The following is a 506-nucleotide window of genomic DNA, read 5'->3' on the forward strand; positions in this document are numbered from 1 at the left end:
TCAACACTGTACCGAAGTTATTGCCTTGTGCGGCACGGTTAGCCACCACCTGAGCAATGTAAGTAACCACATCATCCAATGACATGTTCTTCTCTTCCACTTCTTCTGAAACGATACATACGTTAGGTTGAACCTGCAAAGCACATTCCAAAGCGATATGAGAAGCCGAACGTCCCATCAGCTTGATAAAGTGCCAGTATTTGCGGGCAGAGTTACAGTCACGCTGAATGTTACCGATTACTTCAGAGTAAGTCTTACAAGCCGTATCAAAACCGAAAGAAGTTTCAATCATCTCGTTCTTCAAGTCACCGTCGATAGTCTTCGGACAACCGATAACCTGAACACCGCAGTTCTTCGCAGCATAGTATTCTGCCAATACACAAGCGTTTGTGTTTGAGTCATCACCACCGATAATTACCAATGCCTTGATGCCCAATTCCTTGATGATTTCCAGACCTTTATCAAACTGTTCTACCTTTTCCAGTTTGGTACGTCCCGAACCGATG

Annotated in this window: 1 protein-coding gene; it reads right to left on the reverse strand. The window is 44.5% G+C overall.

Features of this window, described 5'->3' with window-relative positions:
* Nucleotides 1-506: 6-phosphofructokinase (locus tag IE178_RS37320; protein ID WP_193515136.1), on the reverse strand; the 506-nt coding region annotated here is incomplete at both ends.

The organism is Streptomyces griseoloalbus (assembly GCA_014650015.1).
GTDB classification, from domain to species: domain Bacteria; phylum Actinomycetota; class Actinomycetes; order Streptomycetales; family Streptomycetaceae; genus Streptomyces; species Streptomyces griseoloalbus.